Annotated in this window: 17 protein-coding genes and 1 tRNA gene; 14 read left to right on the top strand and 4 right to left on the bottom strand. The window is 60.4% G+C overall.

Annotated elements, in window-relative coordinates:
- Window positions 1-8 precede the first annotated feature (8 nt).
- The 13 genes from ACGJAX_RS12790 to ACGJAX_RS12730 all read left to right on the top strand — a co-directional run bounded on the left by ACGJAX_RS12790 (window position 9) and on the right by ACGJAX_RS12730 (window position 13,648).
- Entirely contained in the window at window positions 9-734 is a 726-nt protein-coding gene (locus ACGJAX_RS12790) for an urea amidolyase associated protein UAAP1 (RefSeq protein WP_103405162.1), read from the top strand.
- Window positions 735-745: 11 nt separating this feature from the next.
- Window positions 746-1,396 carry an urea amidolyase associated protein UAAP2 gene (locus ACGJAX_RS12785; protein ID WP_247254752.1) on the top strand — a complete coding sequence of 217 codons (651 nt, stop codon included), beginning with the start codon at window positions 746-748 and terminating at the stop codon, window positions 1,394-1,396.
- A 286-nt stretch (window positions 1,397-1,682) separates the two neighbouring features.
- Window positions 1,683-5,327, top strand: coding sequence for an urea carboxylase (gene uca, locus ACGJAX_RS12780; protein ID WP_390959225.1), 3,645 nt, complete (start codon window positions 1,683-1,685; stop codon window positions 5,325-5,327).
- A gap of 25 nt (window positions 5,328-5,352) precedes the next feature.
- Window positions 5,353-7,131, top strand: a complete 1,779-nt coding sequence (gene atzF / locus ACGJAX_RS12775) for an allophanate hydrolase (RefSeq protein ID WP_390959223.1) — start codon at window positions 5,353-5,355, stop codon at window positions 7,129-7,131.
- 141 nt (window positions 7,132-7,272) lie between these two features.
- Window positions 7,273-8,760: a diguanylate cyclase gene (locus ACGJAX_RS12770; RefSeq protein ID WP_390959221.1), complete on the top strand. Its 1,488-nt coding sequence runs from the start codon at window positions 7,273-7,275 to the stop codon at window positions 8,758-8,760.
- A 6-nt stretch (window positions 8,761-8,766) separates the two neighbouring features.
- A complete protein-coding gene (locus tag ACGJAX_RS12765; protein WP_247254756.1) occupies window positions 8,767-8,985 on the top strand; it encodes a cysteine-rich CWC family protein in 219 nt (72 codons plus the stop codon).
- Between the two features lie 33 nt (window positions 8,986-9,018).
- On the top strand, window positions 9,019-9,711 hold the full coding sequence (locus ACGJAX_RS12760) for a pseudouridine synthase (RefSeq protein WP_390959219.1): 693 nt from the start codon (window positions 9,019-9,021) through the stop codon (window positions 9,709-9,711).
- A 310-nt stretch (window positions 9,712-10,021) separates the two neighbouring features.
- Complete coding sequence (locus ACGJAX_RS12755) at window positions 10,022-10,906, top strand: alpha/beta fold hydrolase (RefSeq protein WP_247254758.1); 885 nt, start codon at window positions 10,022-10,024, stop codon at window positions 10,904-10,906.
- Window positions 10,907-11,073: 167 nt separating this feature from the next.
- Window positions 11,074-11,147: transfer RNA gene (locus ACGJAX_RS12750), tRNA-Gly, on the top strand.
- A 294-nt stretch (window positions 11,148-11,441) separates the two neighbouring features.
- On the top strand, window positions 11,442-11,621 hold the full coding sequence (locus ACGJAX_RS12745) for a type II toxin-antitoxin system HicA family toxin (RefSeq protein WP_090317347.1): 180 nt from the start codon (window positions 11,442-11,444) through the stop codon (window positions 11,619-11,621).
- A 37-nt stretch (window positions 11,622-11,658) separates the two neighbouring features.
- Entirely contained in the window at window positions 11,659-12,066 is a 408-nt protein-coding gene (locus tag ACGJAX_RS12740; protein WP_090318374.1) for a type II toxin-antitoxin system HicB family antitoxin, read from the top strand.
- Between the two features lie 428 nt (window positions 12,067-12,494).
- Window positions 12,495-12,764, top strand: a complete 270-nt coding sequence (locus tag ACGJAX_RS12735; protein WP_090317341.1) for a short-chain dehydrogenase — start codon at window positions 12,495-12,497, stop codon at window positions 12,762-12,764.
- A 155-nt stretch (window positions 12,765-12,919) separates the two neighbouring features.
- A complete protein-coding gene (locus tag ACGJAX_RS12730; RefSeq protein WP_390959216.1) occupies window positions 12,920-13,648 on the top strand; it encodes a methyltransferase domain-containing protein in 729 nt (242 codons plus the stop codon).
- Between the two features lie 299 nt (window positions 13,649-13,947).
- On the opposite strand, the gene tam is transcribed toward ACGJAX_RS12730, so the two are convergent.
- The gene (tam, locus tag ACGJAX_RS12725) at window positions 13,948-14,718 is read right to left on the bottom strand and encodes a trans-aconitate 2-methyltransferase (RefSeq protein ID WP_390959214.1); all 771 of its coding nucleotides are present in this window, start codon (window positions 14,716-14,718) and stop codon (window positions 13,948-13,950) included.
- 164 nt (window positions 14,719-14,882) lie between these two features.
- Here tam and ACGJAX_RS12720 point away from each other — a divergent pair, with 164 nt between their 5' ends.
- Entirely contained in the window at window positions 14,883-15,293 is a 411-nt protein-coding gene (locus ACGJAX_RS12720) for a low affinity iron permease family protein (RefSeq protein ID WP_390959212.1), read from the top strand.
- Between the two features lie 46 nt (window positions 15,294-15,339).
- On the opposite strand, the gene ACGJAX_RS12715 is transcribed toward ACGJAX_RS12720, so the two are convergent.
- From ACGJAX_RS12715 to ACGJAX_RS12705, 3 genes are all read right to left on the bottom strand, one after another.
- Window positions 15,340-15,843 carry a DUF4142 domain-containing protein gene (locus tag ACGJAX_RS12715; protein WP_090317330.1) on the bottom strand — a complete coding sequence of 168 codons (504 nt, stop codon included), beginning with the start codon at window positions 15,841-15,843 and terminating at the stop codon, window positions 15,340-15,342.
- Between the two features lie 72 nt (window positions 15,844-15,915).
- Window positions 15,916-16,074 (bottom strand): KGG domain-containing protein, encoded by a 159-nt coding sequence (locus tag ACGJAX_RS12710; protein ID WP_090317327.1) that lies wholly within the window; start codon window positions 16,072-16,074, stop codon window positions 15,916-15,918.
- Window positions 16,075-16,191: 117 nt separating this feature from the next.
- Entirely contained in the window at window positions 16,192-17,538 is a 1,347-nt protein-coding gene (locus tag ACGJAX_RS12705; RefSeq protein ID WP_090317324.1) for a bifunctional diguanylate cyclase/phosphodiesterase, read from the bottom strand.
- Window positions 17,539-17,603 lie beyond the last annotated feature (65 nt).

The raw sequence follows: 17,603 nt of genomic DNA, 5'->3' as shown, positions 1-17,603 counted from the left end.
TTTTGAAAATGACCGATTCGACTCAACTGTTCCCACCGTTCGCCGAAGAAATGCTCCCTGGCGGCGGCCATCGCTCCTTCGTCTTGAAGCGCGGCCAACTGCTGCGCCTGACCGACCTGCGCGGCGGCGCCAACGTCAGCCTGACACTGCTCAACGCCAATGAAAAAACCGAACGCCTGAACCTGCCCGACAGCCTCAAATGCCAGCACACCGCCAAGCTCACCGCCGGTCATTGTCTGTACTCGGACATGGGTCGCGTACTGGCCGCCATCACCGCCGACACCTGTGGCTGGAGCGACAGCCTCGGTGGCGTACTGTGCGCTGAAGAAGTCGCACAAAAGTATGGCGCCGGCCGCTATCAGGAACTGCGCAACGGCTTCTTCCGCAACGGCACCGACAACCTGCTGGTGGAGCTGGGCAAGTGGGGGCTGGGCCTGTCGGACCTGCTGATGACCCTCAATCTGTTCAGCCGGGTGAACGTCGACGATGCCGGGCGTTTCCACTTCGTCGAAGGCAACTCGAAGGCTGGCGATTACATCGAGCTGTACGCGCCAATGGACACCCTGGTGGTGCTCACCGCCCTGCAACACCCGATGGACCCATCACCAGACTATGCGCCGAAACCACTGAAGCTCAGCTGGATGAACGCCGACGCCAGCGTCGCCGAACACTGCCGCACTTCGCGCCCGGAAAACGAGCGCGGCTTCATCAACACCGACCGTCTGTTCGCCTGAGGATCGCTGCCATGTCACTCGCCATCGCCACCACCGCTACCCCAAACCGGCAGCCAGAAACCGCGATCTACCGCGCCACCATCCCCGCCGGCGAACCCTGGCTGATGGAGGTCAAGGCCGGCCAGACCTTGCGCATCCTCGATCTGGAAGGCAACCAGGCCGTCGACACCCTGTTCTACAGCGTCGCCAACCCGAAAGAACGCTACGACGTGCAACGCACCTTGCGTCGGCAGAACAGCGTGTACCTGAGCACCGGCAGCGTGCTGTATTCCAACCTCGGCAAGCCGATGCTGACCATCGTCGCCGACACCTGCGGCCGTCACGACACCCTCGGCGGCGCCTGCGCCCAAGAGAGCAACACGGTGCGTTACGCCCTGGAAAAACGCTACATGCACAGCTGCCGCGACAACTACCTGCGCGCCTGCGTGCACGACGGGCGCCTGGGCAAGGGCGACATCGGGCCGAACATCAACTTCTTCATGAACGTGCCGGTCACCGCTGACGGTGGCCTGACCTTCGAGGACGGCATTTCCGCGCCGGGCAAATACGTCGACCTGCGGGCCGAGATGGACGTGATCGTGCTGATCTCCAACTGCCCGCAACTGAACAACCCGTGCAACGCCTACAACCCGACGCCTGCGGAGCTGCTGGTATGGAACTGAACCTCAGCCGTTTGCACCGCTGGTTGTTTGCCCTGTGCCAGGCCCGTTCAGGGCAGTGCCTCAAACCTAAAGAGCACCACCAGCCACTGTAGGAGCGAGCCTGCTCGCGAAAAACCAGAAGCCACCGCTGGGCATCTGGTGCTACGCGTAATCGTTCACGTCCATCGCGAGCAGGCTCGCTCCTACAGGGGGCAGCGTTGAAGAAAAAAGATTTTTCCGTCGGGGACGACCCCGGCGCTCATCGAAAAACTGCGGGACGGCCCGCATCCCCTTCAGGGGCTATGCCATGTTCGAAAAAGTCCTGATCGCCAACCGTGGCGCCATTGCCTGCCGCATCCTGCGTACCTTGCGCGACCTGCAAGTCCAGGGCGTTGCCGTTTACTCCGAAGCCGATGCCGCCAGCCTGCACATCCTGCAGGCCGATGAAGCCCACAGCCTCGGTGAAGGCGCCGCGGCCGGCACCTACCTGGCGGTGGAAAAAATCCTCGCCATCGCCCACGCCACTGGCGCCACGGCGATTCATCCCGGCTACGGGTTTCTGTCGGAAAACGCCGCGTTCGCCGAAGCCTGCGAAACCGCCGGCATAGCGTTTATCGGCCCGACACCAGAGCAACTGCGCGTATTCGGTCTCAAGCACACCGCCCGCGCCCTGGCCAGGCAGCACGGCGTGCCGATGCTTGAAGGCACCGAGTTGCTCGACAGCCTCGACGCGGCACTGGTCGCCGGCGAGCACGTCGGCTATCCGGTCATGCTCAAAAGCACCGCCGGCGGTGGCGGCATCGGCATGCGCGTGTGCCGCAGCGCGGCCGAGTTGAGCGAATCCTTCGAGGCCGTGAAGCGCCTCGGGCAGAACAACTTCAGTGACGCTGGCGTGTTCATCGAGAAGTACATCCAGCGCGCCCGGCACCTGGAAGTGCAGGTGTTCGGCGATGGCCGTGGCGAGGTCATCGCCCTCGGTGTGCGCGACTGCTCGGTACAGCGGCGCAACCAGAAAGTCCTCGAAGAAACCCCGGCGCCGAACCTGCCCGACGGCATGGCCGATGAGCTCTGCGCAGCGGCAATCAAACTGGCCAAAGCGGTGAATTACCGCAGCGCCGGCACCGTCGAGTTCGTGTTCGACAGCGATGCCCAGCGCTTCTATTTCCTTGAAGTGAACACCCGTCTGCAGGTGGAGCACGGCGTTACCGAGCAGGTGTGGGGTGTGGATCTGGTGCGCTGGATGGTGCAACTGGCGGCCGGTGATTTGCCGCCGCTGCAAGCTTTGTGTCAGGGATTGCAGCCGGAAGGTCATGCGATTCAGGCGCGCTTGTATGCGGAAGATCCGGGCCGGGATTTTCAACCCAGTCCAGGCTTGCTGACGGCGGTGAATTTTCCAGCCGCCAACGGCGTACAACTGCGCATCGACACCTGGGTCGAGGCCGGTTGCGAGATCCCGCCGTACTTTGATCCGATGATCGCCAAGGTCATCAGCTGGGCACCGACACGCGAACAGGCCCGCGCCGATCTGCATCAAGCCTTGGGCGACAGCCTGCTCTACGGTGTGGAAACCAACCGCGATTACCTGCGGCAGATTCTGCTCGACGCGCCATTCGCCAGCGGCCAGCCGTGGACCCGCTGCCTGGAAGGCCTGGTGTATCAGGCCAACACCTTCGAAGTGTTGAGTGCCGGCACCCAGACCAGCGTTCAGGACTATCCGGGGCGCCTCGGCTATTGGGCAGTGGGCGTACCGCCATCGGGGCCGATGGACAGTCGTGCCTTGCGCCTGGGCAACCTGTTGCTGGGTAACGAGGAAGGCGCTGCGGCGCTGGAAATCACCATGAGCGGACCGTTGCTGCGCTTCAATTGCGACGCGGTGGTCGCGGTGACCGGGGCGGTGATTCCGCTGACGCTGAACGGTGAATCGGTACCGATGAACACGGCGCTGCTGGTGCCGGCCGGCGCTGCCTTGAGTCTGGGCACTATCGCCGGCGCCGGCGCGCGAAGCTATCTGTGCCTGCGTGGCGGCTTGCAGGTTCCGGATTACCTGGGCAGCAAAAGCACTTTTACCCTCGGCCAGTTTGGTGGTCATGGCGGTCGTGCCTTGCGGGCGGGTGATGTGTTGCATGTACCGGCGTTGAATGACCGCAGCGTCGGTGCGCAATTGCCTGAACATCAGGTCATCGAGTTGCCTGTCGTGCGGCAGATCCGCGTGATCTACGGTCCCCATGGCGCCCCGGAATACTTCACCGAACACTACATCGGCACCTTCTTCGCAACGCAGTGGGAAGTGCATTTCAACTCCAGCCGAACCGGCGTTCGCCTGATCGGGCCCAAACCCGAGTGGGTGCGTGCGGACGGCGGTGAAGCCGGCCTGCATCCCTCGAACATCCATGACAATCCGTATGCCATCGGCGCCGTGGATTTCACCGGAGACATGCCGGTGATCCTCGGCCCCGATGGCCCGAGCCTTGGTGGTTTTGTGTGCCCGGTGACGGTGATCGAGGCGGATCTGTGGCAGCTGGGGCAGCTCAAGGCCGGGGACAAGGTGCAGTTTGTGCCGGTCGATATCAAAACCGCCCGCCACCTCGTGTTGAAATGGGATCAATGTGGGAGTGGGCTTGCCAGCGAAAGCGGTGTCTCAGATACATCAATGTTGCCTGACAGGGCCCCTTCGCTGGCAAGCCAGCTCCCACAGGGGGTTGTGTCGCCTGTGGTTTTGGACATTGGGCAGGCCGATACGCGGTTGGTGGCGCGCCTTTCCGGTGATACTCACCTGCTGCTGGAAATCGGCGCCGCCGAACTAGACCTCGTCCTGCGCTTCCGCGCCCACGCCCTGATGCAGGCGCTGGAAAGCAAACAGCTGCAAGGCGTGATCGACCTGACACCGGGTATCCGCTCGCTGCAAGTGCACTACCAGCCCGAGCAACTGTCGCTGGCCGATCTGCTGGGCATCGTCGCCGGCGAATGGGACGCCGTGTGCGCAGCCAAAGACCTGCAAGTGCCGTCGCGCATCGTCCACTTGCCCCTGTCCTGGGACGACCCGGCGTGCCAGTTGGCGATCGAGAAATACATGACCACCGTGCGCAAGGACGCCCCCTGGTGCCCGAGCAATCTGGAGTTCATCCGGCGCATCAACGACCTGCCGAACCTCGATGAAGTGCAGCGCACGGTGTTCGACGCCAGTTATCTGGTGATGGGCCTGGGCGATGTGTACCTCGGCGCACCAGTCGCCACCCCGCTCGATCCGCGCCATCGCCTGGTGACCACCAAGTACAACCCGGCCCGTACCTGGACCGCCGAGAACTCGGTGGGCATCGGTGGCGCCTACATGTGCGTGTACGGCATGGAAGGCCCCGGCGGCTATCAGTTCGTCGGGCGCACGCTGCAGATGTGGAATCGCTACCGCGAAGTCGCCGCGTTCGATGGCAAACCGTGGTTGCTGCGGTTCTTCGACCAGATCCGTTTCTACCCGGTGAGCGCCGATGAACTGCTGCGCATCCGTCGGGATTTCCCCCTCGGGCGTTTCGACCTGAACATCGAGCACAGTCAGTTGAACCTCGCCGACTACCAGGCGTTTCTGGCCCGGGAAGCCGAGACCATCGAGGCGTTTCGCAGCCAGCAACAGGGCGCTTTCAACGCCGAGCGCGAACGCTGGATCGCCAGCGGCCAGGCGCATTTCGACAGTGAGGGCCTGGTCGCTGAAACGACCGAAGACGCACCGCTGGCCAGCGGTCAGCAGAGCGTCGACAGCCACATCGCCGGCAACCTCTGGCAGGTCCAGGTGGAAACCGGCACGCGAGTCGAGGCCGGTGATGTCCTGGTGATTCTGGAGTCGATGAAAATGGAAATCCCGCTGCTCGCGCCCATGGCCGGCGTGGTGCGGGAGATTCGCGTGCAGCCTGGTTCGGCGGTGCGTGCCGGACAACGCGTCGTGGTGCTGGAACTCGACTGAACCCATTTGGAAAAGGACGAACGTCATGAACATCGATCTGCAACTCGACGCCCTGCGCAACGCTTACCGCGACGGCAGCACCACGCCCCGGCAATTGCTGCTGAGCCTGCGAGACAAAGCCGCGGCGCTGAACCCGGACTATCACCTGTTCATCCACTTGCTCAGTGTCGAAGAACTGGAACCTTACCTCGCCGCCCTCGACGGTCGCGATATCGACAGCCTGCCGCTGTACGGCGTGCCGTTCGCGATCAAGGACAACATTGATCTGGCGGGCATTGCGACCACGGCGGCCTGCCCGGCTTTCGCTTATGTGCCGCAGCGCTCGGCGACCATCGTCGAGCAACTGCTGGCGCTGGGCGCGGTGCCACTGGGCAAGACCAACCTTGACCAGTTCGCCACCGGCCTCAATGGCAGTCGTTCGCCCTATGGCGCATGCCCGAACAGCGTGTTGCCGGAGTATCCATCGGGCGGCTCCAGCGCCGGTTCGTCGCTGGCCGTGGCCCTCGGTGTGGCGAGTTTTGCCCTGGGCACCGACACCGCGGGATCGGGGCGCGTGCCGGCAGCACTGAACAATCTGGTAGGGCTCAAAGCAACCAAGGGGCTGATCTCCACCGCCGGGGTAGTACCGGCCTGTCGCACTCTCGATTGCGTGACCACCTTCACCGCCACCGCGCGCGAAGCCAGTCATCTGCTGGCGCTCACTGCGCACCTCGACCCACGGGACGAGTACAGTCGCAGCAACCCGTTGTGGAATGACGGCTCGGCCTTCGGCGCACTGCGTCCATTTCGTTTCGGTGTGCCGCGATCCCAGGACCTGGAATTCTTCGGCTGCACTGAAGGCCCGCTGTTGTTCGCCAAGGCCGTCGAGCAACTCAAGGCCCTGAGCGGTGAAGCCGTGGAACTGGATCTGTCGCCGTTCCTCGAAGCCGCGCGTCTGCTGTACGAAGGCCCGTGGGTGGCCGAGCGCTACAGCGTCGCCGGCGAACTCATGGAACAGAACCCCGAGGCCGTGCTGCCGGTGATCCGCGCTGTGCTGGCCAAGGCCCCGGCGGTCAGCGGGGTGCAAACCTTCCGCGCCCAGTATCGGTTGCAAACGCTCAAAGCCCTGTGTGACAAGGCACTGGAAGGTCTTGATTGCGTGCTCACGCCTACCATCGGCCGCCCCGTCACGCTGGCGGAGCTTGAAGCCGAACCGGTGCTGCGCAACTCGGAACTCGGCTACTACACCAACTTCATGAACCTGCTCGATTACGCCGCCGTCGCCGTGCCCAGCGGTTTCATGGGCAATGGCCTGCCGTGGGGCGTGACGCTGTTCGGGCGGGCGTTCACCGATCAGTACCTGTTGAGCGTGGCGGCGGGCTTGCAGCGCCAGCAAGGCACAACCGAGCCGGCACCGACGACAGCGGCCCGCCACGACCGTGCGCGGCTGGTGGTTTGCGGCGCGCACCTTGATGGCCTGGCACTGAACTGGCAACTGAAGCGCCGTGGGGCTCGGCTGGTCGAAACCACCCAGAGTTCGCCTGACTATCAACTGCACGCCCTGGCCGGCGGCCCGCCGTTTCGTCCGGGCATGGTTCGGGTGAAGGAAGGCGGCGTGGCGATTGCCGTGGAGGTGTGGGAATTGCCGAGCAGTGAATTGGGCTCGTTCCTGACTGGCATTCCGGCACCGCTGGGCCTGGGCAAGGTGCAACTGGCGGACGGTCGCTGGGAGAGCGGCTTTATCTGCGAGGCGTACGGGTTGGAGGGTGCGGTGGACATCAGTCATTTCGGCGGGTGGCGGGCCTATCTGAAAAGCCTCGTCTGACAGTGAACCTGCAGGAGCGAGCTGGCTCGCTCCTGCAAGGTCCGGGCAGGATTAACGACCATTCGCGGCACACATGGGGCAGTTATTTCCCCGCCGTGCCATTAGAATGCTTGCCATCGGACCACTGCCAACGGAATTGTCATGTCGCCCCGCTCGCCGCTGTATTCTCAACGCTCGTTGATTCTCACGCTGATTGCGTTGCTGGGCGCAGGCTTCCTGGCCACTTCCTTTCTCAGTTATTACGCTTCGCGAACGTCGATCCGCGACAACATCGTCAACACCGAATTGCCGCTGACGTCGGACACGGTCTACTCGGAAATCCAGAAAGACCTGGTCCGACCGATCCTGATTTCCTCGATGATGTCCCGTGACACCTTTATGCGCGACTGGGTGGTCAACGGCGAACGCGACCCCGACCAGATGACCCGCTACCTCGACGAGGTCATGACCCATTACGGCGCCTACACGGCGTTTTTCGTCTCCGACACCAGCCTGACCTACTACCACGCCAAGGGCGTATTGAAGCAGGTCAAGGCCACCGAACCCCGCGATGCCTGGTACTTCCGGGTGCGTGACATGAAGGATCCCTACGAGATCAATGTCGACCCCGACCTGGCCAACAAAGACAACCTGACCGTGTTCATCAACTACAAGGTCTACGACTACAACAACCGCTTCATCGGTGCCGCCGGTGTCGGCCTGACCGTCGATGCGGTGATCAAGCTGATCGACAAGTACCAGCAGCACTACCAGCGCAGCGTGTATTTCGTCGACACCTTCGGACGCCTGGTACTGACCGGTGCCGAGGGTGGCCCGCAAGGCGCCCGGGTCGGCCAACCGCTGAGCGAAATCGACAGCATGAAAAACCTCGTCAGTCAGCTGCCCAAACCCCACAGCGGCAGCTATGAATATTCCGGTCAGGGCCAGGGGCATTTCCTCAATGTACGGTTCATTCCGGAGCTGAACTGGTATTTGTTCGTCGACAAACTCGAAGACGGCGACCTCAGTGACATCCGTCGCTCGTTGTACCTCAACCTGCTGATCTGCCTGATCGTCACGCTGACCGTGCTCGCACTGCTCAACCGTGTGATCAAACGTTATCAGGACAAGATCCAGGCCCAGGCCACCCTCGACAGCCTGACCGAATTGCCCAACCGCCGCGGCTTCGACCTGCTCGCCGCACAAGCGATGCACGAAGCCCAGCGCGAACCCAAGCCGCTGACCGCGTTGCTGCTGGACCTGGACCACTTCAAGGCGTTGAACGACACCTACGGCCACCTGGCCGGCGACAAGGTGCTGATCGGCTTCGCCCGAGACCTAGAGAGCTGCCTGCGCCACTCCGACATTGTCTGCCGCTGGGGCGGTGAAGAATTCATCGTGCTGCTCAAGGACACCGACGGTGAGACCGGCCTGATGATCGCCGAAAAAATCCGCCAGCATGTGGCACAACAGCGCTATGCCTACAACGGCAGCAGCCTGCACCTGACGGTCAGCATCGGCCTGACCACCCTGCAGGGCGACGACACCTTGCACACCCTGCTGTCTCGGGCCGATCATGCGATGTATCGGGCCAAACAATCCGGCCGCAATCGTACCTGCGTGGAAATGCCTCAATCAGCCTATGCCTGACAACTCATGAATCAGCCAGACCTCTGCCCGGCCTGCGGTGCGCCCAACGACTGCACCCTGGCGGACCCGCGAACCGCTGACCGCGCGTGTTGGTGCTACGGCGTCAGCATCGATCCGGCGGTACTCGAAGCATTGCCGGCCGAACTGCGCAACGCGTCCTGCCTGTGCCCGCGCTGCGCCGCCGTCGAGGCGCAGTTGCAAGCAGCGCCCCGGCCAATCGAGTAAGATGCGCGGCCCCTTTTTCGCCGATCCTTAGCCATGCGCGTCGACCGCTTCCTCAGCAACCTGCCCTGCTTCAACCGTCAGCAGGTGCGCCTGTTACTGGTGGAAAAACGCGTTCGGATTGACGGAAAAATCACCAGCGACCCGCATGCCGAAGTCCGTGAGTTCAGCCGCGTCGAGGTCGACGAGCACGTGCTGCAGGCCGGCAAGCCGCTTCGCCACTTCATGCTGCACAAGCCCGCCGGTTGCGTCAGCGCCACCCGTGACCCGCAGCACCCGACGGTGCTCGACCTGATCCACGAACCGGACAAGGACGAACTGCACATCGCCGGTCGGCTGGACTTCAATACCACCGGCCTGATGCTCATCACCAACGATGGCAGTTGGTCGCGGCGCCTGACTCAACCGCAGACCAAACTGCCAAAGGTCTATTACGTCGAAACCGAACAGGAAATCGGCCCCGAGTACGCGCTCAAATTCAGCGAAGGCCTGTACTTCGCCTTCGAAGACCTCACCACCCAACCCGCCGGACTGGAGCTGCTGGGGCCAAAATCGGCGCGACTGAGCATCGTCGAAGGCCGTTATCACCAGGTCAAGCGCATGTTCGGTCACTTCGACAACAAAGTCCTGCGCCTGCATCGCGAACGCATGGGCCCTCTGGTGCTTGATGAGGCGCTGAAACCGGGCGAATACCGCCCGCTGAGCGTCGATGAGATCGAAAGCATCTAAGCCGCCTACCGCTGAGCAGAAGTTGTCGAACAATTTACCAACGGCACTTGCGTGATCGCGTCTCCCCTGCTTGAATCAGGTCGTCAGCCGAAATGTGACTGACGAGTCACAACATACTTCTAAGAAACTTTTTGCCGGTAGAGAACCTTCAGGTTCCGCCTCCCCGGCAAACTGCCCGCCAATAATAATACCCGTCGACCTGCCGTACCGGATCGACATGGGCCTCTCAAATTCCAGGCGTATGCCTACCTGTCACAAAGCTCGTGCAATCTCTTTTGCGCGCATACCCGCTTGCCAGGAGTCTTATGACATGAGGCCAGAAATCGCTGTGCTGGATATACAGGGTCAGTATCGGGTTTACACGGAGTTCTATCGCGCAGACGCCGCAGAGAAGACCATTATTCTGGTCAACGGCTCGATGGCCACGACTGCGTCGTTTGCACAAACCGTGAAAAACCTCCACCCGCAGTTCAATGTGGTCTGCTACGACCAGCCCTACGCGGGCAAGTCAAAAGCCCACAACCTGCATGAGAAATTGCTGACCAAGGAAGTCGAAGGGCAGATCCTCCTGGAGCTGATCGACCACTTCGCCGCCGAACACGTGCTGTCGTTTTCCTGGGGTGGTGCCGCGACACTGGTCGCACTCGCCCACCAGCCTCGGCGCATCGAAAAAGCGGTGATTAGCTCGTTCTCGCCGGAGATCAACGCGCACATGCTCGATTACCTCGAGCGCGGTGTGGATTACCTCGGCAGCCGCGACGGCGACCGGGTCGGCAACCTGGTAAACAGCACCATCGGCAAACACTTGCCGACGCTGTTCAAGCGCTTCAACTACCGGCACGTGAGCAGCCTGGCCGATCACGAATACGGGCAGATGCATTTCCACATCAGCGACCTGCTGCACAGTGATCGCCAGTGCTTCTTCAAGGCCGCGCAGAAAATCAACGTGCCGGTGCTGTTCATGAACGGCGAATGGGACGAATACACCGCCGCCGAAGGCGCCCGGTTATTCGCCGACCACGTGCAACACGCCACCTTCACGACGCTGGAGGCCACCGGCCACTTTCTCGACATGGAGCACAAAGCCGCCTGCCGGGACAGCCGCAACGCACTGCTTGGGTTCCTGAAACCGGCACAGCACGAAAGCCGACCGCGTTACCACTACGTTCAGGACCACCATGCATTGGCAATCTGAAACAGAGTCATCGCGAGCAAGCTTCGCCCCGCAGCGTTAATTGCATTCCTGCACGTGCGAGGCTTGCCCGCGATAGACCGCCACAGGGTCTGTCTGCGTTAAACCCGCCCCACGCAAAGAAAAACTTCAAATCCCCAGCCGTATCTGGTACAAAGTCACCGCTCTGAGCGGGTGTCGTATAATGGCATTACTCCAGCTTCCCAAGCTGATAACGAGGGTTCGATTCCCTTCACCCGCTCCACATCAAATTTGGGTCTCACGTTAAGAAGGTTTTGACGGGGGATGTTGAGACAGAAAAAACCGGTCCCTTGTGACCGGTTTTTTTATGCCTGGAATTCGGGCGACGTTGCTCACGAAAAAACCTCGCAATACACAGACCCCATAAATTCAGACTGACCCAAAGCCGTTGCCGCAGCTCCCTCCTAGACTCGATTTCTATCGCCATTCCACCAAGCCAGGAAGAGTTGGTAGGTATAGTGTTGATTACACAAATTCAGTAGGTATAGTAACCACAAGCACACCACACGGAGGTGATGTGAATAGCCGATTTTTGATAAGCCAAATCATGGCGGACGGTTGGTATCTGGTACGTATCAGAGGCAGCCATCATCACTTCAAGCATCCGACCAAGCCGGGCTTGGTGACGGTCCCTCATCCGAAAAAAGATCTGCTGAAGAAAACGGCCATCAGTATTTTGCAACAGGCGCTGCTTTAACGAGCCCGACGCGCTGAGTCCTCGGAGGACAATGAACATGCTGTACCCAATTGCGATATCAATGGGCGACGACGAGCACGCCTGGGGCGTGGAAGTCCCTGACATTCCGGGATGCTTTTCCGCCGGGGACGATCTGGACGACGCAATGGCCATGGCCCGGGAAGCCATTGAAGGCCATTTCGAGATTCTGGCCGAGGACGGTTCACCCATTCCGCCTGCCAACAAAGTCACTCTGCACGCAGCCAATCCGAAATATGCGGGCTGTACGTGGGCATTGGTGGACATCGACGTTACCAAATACCTGGGCAAGGCCCAGAAACTGAACATCACATTGCCTGGCTACCTGCTCAACCGAATCGATGAGTACGTACTGCACCATCCGGAAGAGAAGAGCCGTTCGGGCTTTCTGGCGTCGGCGGCGCTCAAGGTGTTGCAGCAGAGTTGATTTTTTCAGAGATGATCAACCGGCCCGAGTGGCCGGTTTTTTATGGCTGCGATTTAGGTGGTTTAACGCGCGGATCGCCCTCATCTCGATGGCTTCAAACGGTACTGACCTTCAAACAAGCAACGTCCTACACGACACTCGGAAATATCCGTACACTTGCGCGTTGCTGTGCTTTTGCCACGAGGCCTATAGTCCGAGCGCGCCCAAAATGGCGTATCGGGTTTGGCGACCTGAAGTGGAATGCAAAAGCGCACTGGCTTGCTTGCAGGCGTTTTCGCATCTGTAGAGTTGTCGTTTTTTGGCGACTGTACGCGGGAGATCTTCGGATCTGCCGGCTTCCACTCCGGTTCGCCAACCTGCGTACAGTTGCCACCCTTTCGTTTGGCGACGATCGGCTGGTAAACCTCAACTAAGTGGAACCTTTACGCATGAAAGAGTTTATGGCTTTAACCAGCAACGCCGACGACCTCCCCTCCCTCTACGTCAACACCACCCAACCCCTGCACTCACTGCTCACCACCGCCCGCTACAGAATTGGCGCTGTGACGCAGATCCTCGAAAACTTCGCGATGCGGGGAGATATCACCAGCGACTCGGTCATCCTCAGCGACTTCGCATTGTTGTGCTGCATACCTTTGCGTGATGGTTGCGACGTACTGGATGTCATCGCTCGGCGCATGGATGGAGAATCGTCCTGACCTAACCTGTAGGAACGGGCTTGGTCGCGATAGCGGACGGACGGGTAGGCTATTCAGTCGTTGAACGTGCAACCGTCATCGCGAGCAAGCTCGCTCCCACAAGTCTTTCGGCTTTCAAATGCCTGTCGAACGACCTCAAAAAGAGCATCCCCACCATGACTCAAAACATCTACGACGACCCCGGTTTCTTCCAAGGCTACAGCCAGATGGCCCGCTCGATCAGTGGTCTCGACGCCGCGCCGGAATGGCCTGCCTTGAAATCGATGCTGCCGCCGATGCAGGGCCTGAACGTGGTCGACCTGGGTTGCGGCTATGGCTGGTTCTGCCGCTGGGCGAGCGAGCAAGGCGCCGACAAGGTGCTGGGCCTGGATGTGTCGGAAAAAATGCTGGAGCAGGCGCGCAAGACCACGTCGGTGTCCAACATCCGTTACGAACGCGCCGACCTGGAACACCTTGACCTGCCGGCCGCCCGTTTCGACCTGGCCTACAGTTCTCTGGCCCTGCATTACATCAAGGACCTGCCGGGATTGTTCGCGAATGTCCACGCGGCCCTCAAGCCCGGCTCGCGTTTCGTGTTCTCCATCGAGCATCCGATCTTCATGGCGCCGCGTAATCCGGGCTGGATCACCGATGCCGAGGGCCGCAAGAGCTGGCCGGTGGATGGCTATCAGAGGGAAGGCGAGCGCGTGACCAACTGGCTGGCCGAGGGTGTGATCAAGCAACATCGAACCCTCGGCACCTTGCTCAACATGCTGATCGCCGCGGGCTTCAGCATCCAGCACGTCAACGAATGGGGCCCCACCGATGCCGAGGTGGCAGCGCAACCCGCGCTGGCCGAAGAACGCGAACGGCCGATGATGTTGCTGGTTGGTGTTCAACGCTGAACGGGCACTTGTATTGTTTGCGTATAGATCCGCGTACGCCCGTAAAGAAGCAATAGCGCTGCGTTGAGCCCGATGGCAGATGCCTTATGCTCCAGACTCACCTTTCGCCAAGAGATCAACATGGCCAATTCAGAGTTGGGGATCATGATCATTTCATTGATCGGGTTGTTCGGCTTTGCCTCGTTTGCATTTGAATACCTGAGCGCCCGTCGCTCGAAAAAGAACAAGCCGCAGCAATGATTCGGACAGGCAAGAAAAGGGACAGATGACGCTCAAGGTCATCTGTCCCTTTTTTCACATCAGCGCGTCGCCACCAGAAACAACCGCGGAAACGGCAACAGCACCGAACCATCAGCCTGCGCCGGATAAGCCTGTTCGATCGCGGCCTGATACTGCTTCAGGTATTCAGCACGTTCGGCCTCATTCAGTGGCTCGAGGAATGGCCGCAAACCGCTGCCCTTGAACCACTCGACCACGCCCGACGCACCGCCTGCGAGTGGATGATGGTAAGTGGTACGCCACACATCGACCCGACTGCAGTGTGGTTTGAGCATGGAGTAGTAGCCGCTGGCATCGTCCATCTGCGTGCGTTGCCCGGCAGCGCCAGACAGTTTGGCGGCCCAGGGACCACTCGCCGCCACTTCGCGCATCAAGCGATGGGAGGGTTCATTGAGATTGTCCGGCATCTGGATCGCCAGGCTGCCACCAGGTGCAAGTTTGTTCACCAGTGAAGGCAGCAACGTGGCGTGATCCGGCAGCCACTGCAACACCGCATTGGCGAAAATCACATCGAATGGGCCGGTTTCGTTCCAGCGATCAATGTCCGCGATATCGAACTGCACCTGCGGCAATCGCTTGCGGGCGGCCTCGATCATGTCGGTTGAACTGTCCAGCCCGCGCACCGTGGCGTTGGCAAAGCGTTCCACCAGCAACTCGGTCGAGTTGCCGGGACCACATCCGATATCGATCGCCGAGTGCACATCACCGGAGGGAATAGCCGCCAGCAGATCACGGGCGGGACGGGTGCGTTCATCTTCAAAAGCGACGTACTGTTTGGCGGACCAACTCATTGCGTTCTCCTGTCGGTGCGTTGTCCTCGGATCGCTACGATACCGCGACAGGCACGCCCAAAGGTTTCAGAAAATGCCCTTTGAGGCGCACCGCCACTCCCATCGAATTTTCATCCCGCCCTGACTGTCTGAAATTCAAGCGCTCTCAGATGAGGAACACGGCCATGAAATTCGCAAAAATTGCACAGAAACTCGCCCTGTGGGCCGGCAGCCCCAGGACCTTCCTGTTGGCGATCATTCTGATTTTCCTGTGGGGGCTGAGCGGGCCGATCTTCCATTTCAACGATACCTGGCAACTGATCATCAACACCTCGACCACCATCATCACCTTCCTGATGGTGTTCCTGATCCAGAACACGCAAAACCGCGATACGGACATTCTGCATTTGAAAGTCGATGAACTGTTGCGAGTAACGAAAGAGGCACAGAACGCGATGCTGGGTCTCGAAGCACTGGATCTCAAGGAGCTGGAAGCGCTGAGAAAGCAGTATCGGCAGCTTGGCGAAGGCGAAACGATTTCCCTTGCTGGCACGGTCGTCGAAGAGAACAACAAACAGGATCTGAACAAGTGCTGAAGGTCACTGCGCGGGCGGCAACCCGCCGCCCGCGAGATCGAATGCCCTAACGACTGGCTTGCAACGCCCTGGCCATCTGCAGGTGATTTTGCAGCTTGGGCAACGTTTCTTCAGCGAACGCCTTGATCTCAGGCACGTCCGTGGTTTGCGCTTCCTGCTGAAGCTGCGCGATGGCTTCTTCGGTTGACTGCACCTGACTGGCCGCATAGGCCTCATCGAAGTTCGCGCCTTCCATGACTTGCGGCATCAAGGCCTTGGCTTTGTCGACCACTTGTTCACGCGGGGCCACCGGCAGATTCAGCTGTTTGGCGATTTTCGCCAGGTGCTGGTTGGCGGTGGTGCGGTCGTTGATCACGACGATGGTGTAGTCCTTGACCGCTTTGGATTCGGACTTCTGGTGTGCCAGGCGACTGGCTTCGATATCGGCCATGCCTTGGGCCGATGCATCGTTGATGAATTCGGCGGGGGACTGGGCAAAGGCCGTGCTGGCACACAGGCCCAGTAACGTGGCGAAACCGGTGTTGCGTATTCGGGTGGCCATCCACTTCATGGTCGCGCCCTCCTCAGTAAATTCAAACGGGAGCTTTCGCCCCCGCTTCTCAATCAAAACCACCTTCATCCACTACTTGGATTTTTGTCCGGGCTTGCGGCCCATGTCGGGTTTCGCTGGCTCTTTATCGACGGTCGTGGTGGTGGTTTTCCCACCCTTGCGACCGGCTTCAGACGCCTTGGTTCGATCGTTAGCGAAACTTCCCGAGTTCGAGTTTCTTGAGTTAGGCATGATTCTCTACCTCTTGGTGATGATCGCGGCGAGCTGACGCCCGCATAGATTCTGAATTGGCGCGATGCAAAAGGTTTAGAAAAAAATGTGGATGCCACGACGAACGGTGCACGCGAATCAGACCAGCCGCAGGTGATGCTCGCGCTTGGCGGTGTACATCGCTTCATCGGCGTGCCTGAACAGCTGTTTTTCTTCCGTGCCGTGTTCGGGGTATTGGGCAACGCCGATGCTGGGTTGAATGTTGAGACTGTGGCCGTCCAGGCGCAGGGGTTGAGCCAGGACCTGACGGATTTTCACAGCGACACAATCGGCATCTCCCGAGGCGTGAATACTGTGCAACAACACCACAAACTCATCGCCGCCAATGCGCGCCACCGTGTCGGTTTCACGCACGCAACCCTTGAGGCGATTGGCCACGGTTTGCAGCAACATGTCACCAACCGCATGCCCATGGGTGTCGTTGACCTCCTTGAAGCGGTCAAGATCGACATACAGCAACGCCATGCGCCCGCGATCCTCACGCGCCGCTTCCAGTGCAACCTTGAGCCGGTCGCGCAGCAATTCGCGATTGGGCAGTTGGGTCAGTTGATCGTACTGGGCCATGCGTTGCAGGCGCGCGTGCAGTTGCTTGCGTTCGATCGCGGTCGCGACCTGCGCGCAAACGTACTGCAACAACTCCTTGTCCTGCTCGGTATAGCGCTCACTGCCCGGCATGCTTTTGACGATCAGTGCACCGATGGTGCCGTTTTGCGAGTTCAGCGGCACGCCGAGCCAGCACGGCGAATTCTGTCCGCTCCCTTGCCTCTCGAACCCCGCAGGTCGATCGTCCTGATCCGGGGTCAGCAGGATCGGCTGGCCGCTGCGGACCACCTCGGCACACAGGCGCCCGGTCATCGTGCCGGGCTGCCCGGTTTCGGGTTCGTGGACATCAACGTGATAGGGGAAACTCAGCTCGGTACAGTGTTCGTCATACAGCGCCACGGAAAAATTCAGCGCAGGCAGCCATTCGCCAATGATCAGGTGAATACGTTTGAACAGCGCCAAGAGATCTTCCGCTGCATGCGCCGCCTCGGAAATCGCATACAGCGCGGCTTGCCGGGACTCGGCTTGCTTGCGCTCGGTAATGTCACGAGCGACGGCGATGCGCAGTTGGTCGACTTCCGACCAGCGTGCCGACCAGAGAATGTGCACCACCCGGCCATCCTTGCGCAGGTAGCGGTTCTCGAAATTGAGCTTGGGCTCACCGCCCATGATTTCCTGGGCGGCGTCGAGGGTGCGCTGGCGATCGGCCGGGTGTACCAGTTCAATCATCGGCTGGCCGATCAACTCGTCAGGGCTGTAGCCGAAAATGCGCTCGCAGGCCGCACTGACAAATACGAAGCGACCTTGCTTGTCGACCGCGCAAACGGCGTCCAGCAAGAGGTCGATGTAGCTCGCCAACGGCGCGGAATTTCTGGTGGTCATGGTGCTGAAAGCATGTCCTGACAATGCAGCAATAAAGAACCGTCCCTGACCGTTGAAACCTGTGT

Source organism: Pseudomonas moorei (genome assembly GCF_042846945.1).
In the GTDB taxonomy this organism is placed as follows: Bacteria; Pseudomonadota; Gammaproteobacteria; order Pseudomonadales; family Pseudomonadaceae; genus Aquipseudomonas; species Aquipseudomonas moorei.
The sequence above is the reverse complement of the archived record's forward strand: the minus strand, read 5'-3'. Positions and strand labels throughout refer to the sequence as shown.

Bases quoted from the DNA above. Each gene is read 5' to 3' on its own strand.
- ACGJAX_RS12790 (WP_103405162.1), top strand. From the start codon at position 9: ATGACCGATTCGACTCAACTGTTCCCACCGTTCGCCGAAGAAATGCTC.
- ACGJAX_RS12785 (WP_247254752.1), top strand. From the start codon at position 746: ATGTCACTCGCCATCGCCACCACCGCTACCCCAAACCGGCAGCCAGAA.
- uca (WP_390959225.1), top strand. From the start codon at position 1,683: ATGTTCGAAAAAGTCCTGATCGCCAACCGTGGCGCCATTGCCTGCCGC.
- atzF (WP_390959223.1), top strand. From the start codon at position 5,353: ATGAACATCGATCTGCAACTCGACGCCCTGCGCAACGCTTACCGCGAC.
- ACGJAX_RS12770 (WP_390959221.1), top strand. From the start codon at position 7,273: ATGTCGCCCCGCTCGCCGCTGTATTCTCAACGCTCGTTGATTCTCACG.
- ACGJAX_RS12765 (WP_247254756.1), top strand. From the start codon at position 8,767: ATGAATCAGCCAGACCTCTGCCCGGCCTGCGGTGCGCCCAACGACTGC.
- ACGJAX_RS12760 (WP_390959219.1), top strand. From the start codon at position 9,019: ATGCGCGTCGACCGCTTCCTCAGCAACCTGCCCTGCTTCAACCGTCAG.
- ACGJAX_RS12755 (WP_247254758.1), top strand. From the start codon at position 10,022: ATGAGGCCAGAAATCGCTGTGCTGGATATACAGGGTCAGTATCGGGTT.
- ACGJAX_RS12740 (WP_090318374.1), top strand. From the start codon at position 11,659: ATGCTGTACCCAATTGCGATATCAATGGGCGACGACGAGCACGCCTGG.
- ACGJAX_RS12735 (WP_090317341.1), top strand. From the start codon at position 12,495: ATGAAAGAGTTTATGGCTTTAACCAGCAACGCCGACGACCTCCCCTCC.
- ACGJAX_RS12730 (WP_390959216.1), top strand. From the start codon at position 12,920: ATGACTCAAAACATCTACGACGACCCCGGTTTCTTCCAAGGCTACAGC.
- tam (WP_390959214.1), bottom strand. From the start codon at position 14,718: ATGAGTTGGTCCGCCAAACAGTACGTCGCTTTTGAAGATGAACGCACC.
- ACGJAX_RS12720 (WP_390959212.1), top strand. From the start codon at position 14,883: ATGAAATTCGCAAAAATTGCACAGAAACTCGCCCTGTGGGCCGGCAGC.
- ACGJAX_RS12715 (WP_090317330.1), bottom strand. From the start codon at position 15,843: ATGAAGTGGATGGCCACCCGAATACGCAACACCGGTTTCGCCACGTTA.
- ACGJAX_RS12710 (WP_090317327.1), bottom strand. From the start codon at position 16,074: ATGCCTAACTCAAGAAACTCGAACTCGGGAAGTTTCGCTAACGATCGA.
- ACGJAX_RS12705 (WP_090317324.1), bottom strand. From the start codon at position 17,538: ATGACCACCAGAAATTCCGCGCCGTTGGCGAGCTACATCGACCTCTTG.